This window comes from Mesorhizobium sp. M7A.F.Ca.CA.004.12.1.1 (assembly GCF_003997835.1).
Lineage (GTDB): Bacteria > Pseudomonadota > Alphaproteobacteria > Rhizobiales > Rhizobiaceae > Mesorhizobium.
In genome coordinates, this window is sequence record NZ_RZRK01000276.1 from 1 (window position 1) to 7,266 (window position 7,266).

Genomic DNA, 7,266 nt, shown 5'->3' on the forward strand with positions numbered 1-7,266 from the left:
TGCTACGGCTGATCGCTGCCGTGACCGCGTTTGGCCAGCGGGAAAAAATCCCGGTCAGCCTGTGCGGCGATGCAGGCGGCGATCCCGCCTCGATCCCGTCACTGCTCAAGGCCGGCCTGCGCGATCTTTCCGTCGCTCCGGCGCAACTCGCCATGGCCAAGGCGGCCATCGCGGACGTTTCTGTCTAGGCGCGGCCGGCATGGTCGACAGGGCATCCGAACCCGGTTCCGAAGAGGCGATCCGCGCCTACAAGACGATCCTGTCGCAGGTCATCGACCAGCGCCCATCCGGCATGCGCCAGCGCCTGGCCGATGCGCTCGGCAAACACCGAAGCTTCGTCACCCAGATTTCCAGTCCTGCCTATTCGATCCCGATTCCGTCAAAACATTTGCCGGCTATATTTTCGGTGTGCCATTTCAGCCCGGCCGAGCGCGACCAGTTTCTCGCCGCCTACCATCAGGCGCATCCGGGAAAAATGTCGATCGCATCAGGCATGCGCAAGACGCGGCATGTCTCGCTGATCGTGCCGGATTTCGGCGACGACAAGCAGAACGCCGCGCTCGATAAGGCGGTGAACGATTTTATCCAGAAGATCACCAGCATCACCGGCAAGGGTGGCTGATCGAACTCTTTGTTTTACGCAATTCCGGACGGAAAACCGCGACACACTTTCCCTGGAATTGCTTTGGAAGGCCTATTTCGGGAGGAGACGGCCGTGAAGAAGTTTATCAATTCGGTGGACACGGCGCTGACCGAAAGCCTCGACGGCTTCGTCGCCGCCCATGCCGACATCCTCGTGCTCGGCGACGAGCACAAATTTGTCCGCCGCAAGACCTTGCGGCCGGGCAAGGTGGCGTTGATCTCCGGCGGAGGCTCCGGCCACGAGCCGCTGCATGGCGGCTTTGTCGGGCACGGTATGCTCGACGCCGCCTGCCCCGGCCAGGTGTTCACCTCGCCGACGCCGGACCAGATGCTGGCGGCGGCGGAGGCCGTCGACACCGGCGGCGGTTGCCTGTTCATCGTCAAGAACTATGAGGGCGACGTCATGAACTTCGACATGGCGGCCGAGATGTCTGAAGGCGTCCAGCAGATCGTGACCAATGACGATGTCGCCGTCGAGAATTCTTCCTATACGACGGGCCGGCGCGGCGTCGCCGGCACGCTGGTGGTGGAAAAGATCGTCGGAGCCGCTGCCGAACATGGCCTGGCACTGGCGCCGCTGAAGGCGCTGGGCGACGGCGTCAACGCTGCTACCCGCTCGATGGGCGTGGCGCTGACCAGCTGCACCGTACCGGCGGCGGGCAGGCCGACTTTCGACATCGGCGATGGCGAGATGGAATTCGGCGTCGGCATCCATGGCGAGCCCGGCCGCCGGCGCGACACGCTGAAAAGCGCCGATGCTATCGCGCAGGAGATCTGTGCCGCAATCCTGGGCGATCTCGGCGACCGGGCGAAGGGTCCAGCGCTGTTGTTCGTCAACGGTTTCGGCGGCACGCCGCTGATGGAACTCTACCTGATGTACAACAGCGCGCGGGCGATTTTCGAGAAGCATGGCGTGACGGTGGCCCGTTCGCTGGTCGGCTCCTATGTCACCTCGCTCGACATGGCCGGCTGCTCGATCACACTCACCATGCTCGACGATGAGACGACCGCATTCTGGGACGCGCCTGTACACACGGCGGCGCTACGCTGGGGCATGTAACCCTGGCTTCCACCCTGCTTTTCTGCGACATCTTTCCCTGCAATCGCAACATTGTCCAGGTTGATGCTGCCACCGCTTACCCCTGCCGAAGAAAAGCTGCTGCTGCGCTACGCAGATCCGGAGGCGCCGACTGTCGACGTCGATAATTTGCCGGCAAAGACGCTGATGTCGCTGCTCGACAACGCCGAATTCCATGGCGTCCTGCCGATCATGCTGCGCAAGCTCAGCGGGGACGCGCGGCTGCCAGCGGATGCGGACCTGCACGGCAAGCTGGAAAATCTGCGCCAGAAGGCAACGATCGCCACCGGCCAGTCTATGCTGTTGAAGTATCATGGCGACCGCATCATGAAGGGACTGGCGGCGGACAATATTCCGGCGCGGATCGTCAAGGGACCCGTCTTCGCGCGCAAGCTCTACCGCAACGTCGCCGACAGGCCGTTCACCGACATCGATATCCTGGTCGAACCCGCCAACCTGGCGCGGGCAAACCAGGTGATCACGGCATGCGGCTTCGAGCTTGGCAGCAACGAGGCCGAATCCTACGAATTGCAGGAATTCAAATGGCTCGAAAAGGAGAATTCCAGCCTGCTGGTCGAACTGCATGGCGACCTCGTGCATGACATCGGCATGCGGCGGCGCCTGTCGCTGGGTTTCCCTGAATTGCGCGCCATCGACGGCGACGCGACAGACACGCCGGCGGCTCTTCTCACGATCGCCATCGTGCACGCCGCCGGCGGCCATAAATTCCACCGGCTGCAGCTTTGCGTCGACGTGCTGCAGGGCGTGCGGGCGCTGCAATCACCCGAAGCGGAAGCACGCCTCTTCGACGCTGCCCGTACCACCGGCATCGAGCTCGAGTTGGCAATCGTGCTCGATGTGACCGGCCGGTTGTTCGACGAAAGCCGCGCGCTCGAACTCGCCGGCCGCATCAAACCCGATCTCTCCATACGGCTGGCCAGGCGGTTGATCACCACGAATACGCTGCTCGGCGTCAATTCCAGGGATAAGCTTGGTTCGCGCCTACGCCGCGACGCCTTCCGCTGGATCCAACGGCTGGCCAGGGCGAGAGCAATTCCAGGAAAAGTGTGAGACGTTCTCTCCCGGAAAAGCGTCGCGCCATCACCTCAGGTCGGAAAGTGATGGCGCTCTTGGCTTGGCCGCTTTGAGTCTTTAGCCTGCGTCGGGAAGCACACGACGAAGGATTGAGGAATTTGGCCGATCTCAATACCCACATTGCGAATGCTGCGCGTGATCGGAGTTCCCCGCGAGTCGTCGCGGTCCTTACGACACGGAACGAAGAACGGTTCGTCGCCGGATGTCTCGAGAACCTCTTTCGTCAAGGCGTACAGGTCTACATCTGCGACAATCAGTCGACGGACCGAACGCTTGAGATTGCCCAGCGCTACTGCGGAGCCGGATTGATAGGATTCGAAACCATCCCGCATAACGGCTGGTATTGCTGGGAGCACCTTCTTCGTCGCAAAGAGGAACTGTTTCAGTCGCTCGAAGCAGACTGGTTCATGCATGTTGACGCTGACGAGATCCACCTTCCGCCGACTTCGTACTCATCGTTGGTCTCCGCCATTGCGGCAGCCGACGCACTCGGCTTCAATGCGATCGAATCTTCCGAGTTTACGTTCATTCCTACCAGAGAAGCTCCCGATCACGACAATCCCGATTATCAACACACGCTGCGCACCTACTACCCGTTCCGGCCAACCTCCCCACACTGCGTCCGTGCCTACAAGAAACAGGACGGCCCCATGGAGATTGCGTGGTCAGGCGGCCATCTCGTACGGTTCGCGGGTCCGGTGAGGCTTTACTCCGAGCGTTTTCGCATGAAGCACTATCTGTTCCTTAGCGCAGAGCACGCCGCATGCAAGTATGCTGGCCGCCGGTTTCTGAGCGAAGAGGTCATTGGTCGTGGCTGGCACGGATGGCGACCCCGCTTGCGATCAGAGGATATTCTGCTGCCGGACGCCAGCCAGGTGCGCGCCAGCGCGACGGACGACGATCTGGACGAGGCCAATCCATGGTCGGCGCACTGGCTTGAGCGGTACGCCTCGTGAATGAGGTACACCTCCCCCGCGTCCTGGCGATCGCGGATCGACCCGGCTGGGCGATTGATCGCAAGACCCAAAATCTCCGGCGCGTGCTGGAAAGAAGGTTCGAGATCGTCCAACGATTTCAACATGATGTGACTGAGTCGGACGTGAACACGGCGGACATCGTGCTCATCTTCTATTGGCTCCAGATCTCGAAGCTGCCCCTGCCGGAATCGGCCCTCGCCAGGCGGTCTGACAGGCTGCTCATCGGGATCTGCAGCCACAGAGAGCTGGAGGGCGAATTCCGCGAGCCCGGGCTCGCCGCCCTGCACCGGCTGGCGCGCGCTGTCTTTGTCAACAATCGGCAGCTCGAGCACGAATACGGTCCTCTACTGCGTGTTCCGGTCCACTACACGCCCAATGGAGTCGACACGACGTTCTTTTGTCCCGCACAAGAGCCACAACCCGGTTCTGGCGAGCTCCGTGTCGGATGGGCGGGAAGTCTCGGCAACCATGGTCCAGCACATCGCGGCTTCCACGACGTCATCGAGCCCGCGGTAGCGGCCGTGCCGGGCGCGCGCCTACTGACGGCGATTCGCGAGCAACGCTGGCGTAGCCATGACGAGATGCCCGGCTTCTATCGGGATCTCGACGTTTATGTCTGCGCCAGCCTCAGCGAAGGCACTCCCAATCCTTGCTTGGAGGCGGCGGCGTGCGGTGTCCCTTTGGTGACCACCCGTGTGGGAAACATGCCCGAGCTGATTCGGGATGGCGACAACGGGCTGTTCTTCGATGGAACTGCGGAGGGGCTTGCGAACAAGCTAGCCTTGTTGCGGGACACGCCATCGCTCCGGTCGAGGATGGCCGCCCGCATGATCGAGACGATCCAAGAGTGGGATTGGGGCGTGCAGGCGGAGAACTACGCGCGCATGTTTGCCTCGTTGCTTACTGCGGGCGGAGCTGTCGGGCCCATGAGATGAGCGGCTTCGGGTGTGCCCTGCCAAACCTGACCTTTGTAGCGCCATTCGAGTTTTCCCGGACCCTTGCTCTTCCGTACCTCGCGCAGCAAGGATAACGAGGCGGCGCTGCGCTGAAATCGTTGTTTTTGCGCAAAACTGCGAAGTAGAAGCACTCCGAAACACGCTATCCCCACGCCCTTGGGAACAAGGAATAGCGGCCCCACGTTGCCTGGGGTATTCAGTCCCGAGTCGTCAGAGCGGCGCTGATCAGTGCCGCAGCGTCAGCCGGGCGCGCGCCCACCTCCAACCGGAAGGTCGGCACCGCATTGACCACCCCGGCGATGGTCGCCAGCCGGCGTTTCTGCATCGGCAGCAGCCCGGTCATACCGGTGCGGACGTTGTCCACCGCCAGTGCCACCATTGCGTCGGTGCCGGCCATGGCGACGAGCCGGCTCTGGCTTCCGGCGGAACGCGCCAGGTGCAGAAGGGCCGCCACCGGCCGGGCGGACGCGTTTTCCACCCGGATGATATCCTCCAGCCGTTCTAGCGAGATGGGCTGTTCGCCATTGCGATCCCAGGTCTGGCCAAGGCAGGGCGCCACCTGCGGGATCATCTCCGCGGTCTTCCGATGGATCTTGACGGCGCGCGGCAGACCCCAGGCGACGACCTTGCCCGAAGTGGCATGCACGATCATGGCGTCGTCGGAGCAGAGGCCAAAGCCCTGTATTGCCAGCGCGAGTGACGTCGTGGTCTTGCCGGTGCCGCTCGGAGCATGGATCAGCACCACCGCATCGCTGTCCGGCAACGTCAAGCCGGCAGTGTGCAGCATATGCTGGCCACCGGCGTCGAGCGCGGCGTCGAGCACCAGCATTGCCGGTGTCCACGCGGCTTTCGCGCCAGGGCGGATCCGGAGTTCGGCCCAGCCCGCCACGCCGTTGATGGCAACGGTCTGACGCTCGGGAAAGACCAGATGGATGATACCACTATCCTCGAACATCCGGCAGGGACCATCCTCCGGCACCTCGCCATCGAAGACGAGGGATCCGTTGGGTGCCTCGTCCAAGGTGTCTGTCTCGGCGATTTCGAGACGAAAGTCCGGCTCGACGGGTTCCGCGATACGCAGGCTGCCCAGCATCCGGTCGAAATCCTGCCACAGCTCCGGGCGCTCGGCCGATATGCCAAGGATCAGGCCGTTGAGGCCATAGCAGGCTGAAGGTCTGGTCAAGCGGGACGCGCCTTTATGGCATCGGCATGATGACGATAGATTTCGACCATGCCGGGAAGCTTGTCGCTGACCACCGGCCTGCCATCGAGGCAGACCCAGCAATGCGCTGCCAGGCGCTGCGCTTGCATCGACTGCGGATCGATGCCGAAGCGCAGGTCTGGATCGAAGCCGGCCAGGCGCAGGAAACGATGACCTAGCAGACCCTCCCTCAGGCACCTGCGGTCACGCATCAGCCAGGGACGGCGGACGGCGCGGTTGACGCTGGCGACTATGTAGGCGGACGGCAGACCGCGATAGGGCGTCGACGAGGCGAGCGGCGCCCATTCGAGCACCTCCTCGAAGCTCCGGTTGATGACCAAGACCGGCATCAGCCGCGCGCTTGCCCAGAGATGGCAGCGAAACAGAGCGCGCAGGAGCGGGCCGTCAGTCATCAAGCACCTGGCGCGGCGAGGATACCTTCAGAGATCAGATCCGCGGCCAGTGCCGCCATGTCCTGATCGAGCGTCCCCTTGTCGACCTCGAACTCCTCGCAAAGCAGATCGACGATCTGGTCGAGGTTGCGCGCGCCGTCCACCTTGCCGAGAAAGGCTTCGGTCGTGCCGTTGCATGTATAAAGCTGGCCGCTGCGCGCCAAAAGCACGACTGCGCCATCGCCCACATGCTGCACCGAGGCATCCTCGGCCAGCCGCAGAACGGTTCCAGAGACTATTTCCACCACGCCCCTCCAAGCCACGCTCATCCCGGAAATCAGATAGCGCGGAGGTGGAGCGCTGTCTATCAGCCGATCATGGGAGCCCAGTGCACGGACCAACGGCTTTGCTGACGGATTCTCCGCGCCAGTCGCGTTAGAACCTGCTCGGTTGCGTCTTCCCGGCCGCATTCGTCCCAGAAATAGTCATCGATGAAATGTGACAAGCAGCGGGCCTGCCGGCAGCGGACGTTGCATTTCTTCCCCTAAGTAAGGTAAAACCTGTCTGGGTATTGGGGAGATAGCGTATGCGTTACAATTGGGAGCGGGCTCCGACGAGCTTCGAACGTCACAGAAAAGCGCTGGCCACAGCCATTTTGATCGCTGGCGGCATTGGCCTCATGCTTGTGGCCCTGCCGATCTAGAAACAACCTTCAGACACAGCGGCTGCCGGCGCCTGGGCGTAACCTCTCAGCGTGGCTGCCCGGCCACCGCGAGGAAGCGGCGATCGCGCCCCTCGAAACCCTGGCTGAAACGCTGCACCAGCACAACGATCACCGCCGGCTTGCCGGCCGGGGTGAGTTCGTAGGATTCCGACAGGCTGTAGGAGGTCGGGCAGTTTCTTGAGCCCGGCACGGTCTTGTCCT

10 protein-coding genes are annotated in these 7,266 nt (G+C 62.6%); 6 read left to right on the forward strand and 4 right to left on the reverse strand.

What is annotated here, in order from left to right; all coding sequences use genetic code 11:
* The 6 genes from EN984_RS16160 to EN984_RS16185 form a co-directional block, all read left to right on the forward strand.
* The coding region (locus EN984_RS16160; RefSeq protein WP_348630228.1) for a putative PEP-binding protein at positions 1-188 on the forward strand (188 nt) is incomplete at its 5' end.
* An 11-nt stretch (positions 189-199) separates the two neighbouring features.
* Positions 200-622: a hypothetical protein gene (locus tag EN984_RS16165; protein ID WP_127271698.1), complete on the forward strand. Its 423-nt coding sequence runs from the start codon at positions 200-202 to the stop codon at positions 620-622.
* Positions 623-715: 93 nt separating this feature from the next.
* The gene (gene dhaK / locus EN984_RS16170) at positions 716-1,702 is read left to right on the forward strand and encodes a dihydroxyacetone kinase subunit DhaK (protein WP_127272249.1); all 987 of its coding nucleotides are present in this window, start codon (positions 716-718) and stop codon (positions 1,700-1,702) included.
* A gap of 63 nt (positions 1,703-1,765) precedes the next feature.
* A complete protein-coding gene (locus EN984_RS16175) occupies positions 1,766-2,791 on the forward strand; it encodes a nucleotidyltransferase family protein (RefSeq protein WP_127272248.1) in 1,026 nt (341 codons plus the stop codon).
* Between the two features lie 122 nt (positions 2,792-2,913).
* Positions 2,914-3,771, forward strand: a complete 858-nt coding sequence (locus tag EN984_RS16180; RefSeq protein WP_236383302.1) for a glycosyltransferase family 2 protein — start codon at positions 2,914-2,916, stop codon at positions 3,769-3,771.
* Positions 3,768-4,727, forward strand: a complete 960-nt coding sequence (locus EN984_RS16185; protein WP_127269704.1) for a glycosyltransferase family 4 protein — start codon at positions 3,768-3,770, stop codon at positions 4,725-4,727. Before EN984_RS16180 ends, EN984_RS16185 begins: the two co-directional genes overlap by 4 nt.
* A gap of 217 nt (positions 4,728-4,944) precedes the next feature.
* Here the strand turns inward: EN984_RS16185 and EN984_RS16190 are convergent, their stop codons facing one another.
* From EN984_RS16190 to EN984_RS16205, 4 genes are all read right to left on the reverse strand, one after another.
* The gene (locus EN984_RS16190; protein ID WP_127269702.1) at positions 4,945-5,931 is read right to left on the reverse strand and encodes a serine kinase; all 987 of its coding nucleotides are present in this window, start codon (positions 5,929-5,931) and stop codon (positions 4,945-4,947) included.
* Positions 5,928-6,362 (reverse strand): lasso peptide biosynthesis B2 protein, encoded by a 435-nt coding sequence (locus tag EN984_RS16195; RefSeq protein WP_127269700.1) that lies wholly within the window; start codon positions 6,360-6,362, stop codon positions 5,928-5,930. Before EN984_RS16195 ends, EN984_RS16190 begins: the two co-directional genes overlap by 4 nt.
* On the reverse strand, positions 6,362-6,649 hold the full coding sequence (locus EN984_RS16200) for a PqqD family protein (RefSeq protein WP_164748961.1): 288 nt from the start codon (positions 6,647-6,649) through the stop codon (positions 6,362-6,364). Before EN984_RS16200 ends, EN984_RS16195 begins: the two co-directional genes overlap by 1 nt.
* Positions 6,650-7,090: 441 nt before the next feature.
* The gene (locus EN984_RS16205; protein ID WP_245480075.1) at positions 7,091-7,255 is read right to left on the reverse strand and encodes a DUF2259 domain-containing protein; all 165 of its coding nucleotides are present in this window, start codon (positions 7,253-7,255) and stop codon (positions 7,091-7,093) included.
* Positions 7,256-7,266 lie beyond the last annotated feature (11 nt).

Bases quoted from the DNA above. Each gene is read 5' to 3' on its own strand.
- EN984_RS16165 (WP_127271698.1), top strand. From the start codon at position 200: ATGGTCGACAGGGCATCCGAACCCGGTTCCGAAGAGGCGATCCGCGCC.
- EN984_RS16175 (WP_127272248.1), top strand. From the start codon at position 1,766: ATGCTGCCACCGCTTACCCCTGCCGAAGAAAAGCTGCTGCTGCGCTAC.
- EN984_RS16195 (WP_127269700.1), bottom strand. From the start codon at position 6,362: ATGACTGACGGCCCGCTCCTGCGCGCTCTGTTTCGCTGCCATCTCTGG.